Annotated in this window: 1 protein-coding gene; it reads right to left on the reverse strand. The window is 55.0% G+C overall.

Annotated elements, in window-relative coordinates; genetic code table 11:
• Positions 1-10: 10 nt before the first annotated feature.
• The coding region (locus tag AC1RPV_RS07620) for a hypothetical protein (RefSeq protein WP_481764180.1) at positions 11-487 on the reverse strand (477 nt) is incomplete at its 5' end.

Genomic DNA, 487 nt, shown 5'->3' on the forward strand with positions numbered 1-487 from the left:
GTGAAACTCATTAACCCTCCCTCGGAGTCGTCAAAACACACTGCTGATCCTGAGGAATGCGTTCTTGAAGACGCGTGATCTGATGCTCTTGAGCCGAGATCAACTCTTCCACAGTGTCTACTCCGTAGAACGAAGCTAGAAACTGAAAGTTCTCCAAGCCCGGTGTCGAGAACCCTGTATTGCGCACGGACCGCGCCCAGCGCACGAAGCTGAACGCGGATTCCGTGAGTTCAGTTCGGTCCACCGACTCGTCGTTGAGGTAATCGTAATGAGGGTCATTGATGATGCGTGTGGTGACCTCGACTTCGTGCTCCAGATCGTCGATACGCTTGTGTCGGAAATTGGAACGTGCCTTCTTCCATACTTGAAACGCGGACTCGATACCGGGGAACGCGAATGTGCCGTCGTCGAGCACGGCAAACGCCGTATCCGGGCTCGTGGCCAGAGCCGGAACCTGACGGAGAGTCGCTTCATCATAGTCGTCCTC

The sequence above is a fragment of the Dellaglioa sp. CoH-55-MRSF-9 genome (assembly GCF_056782155.1).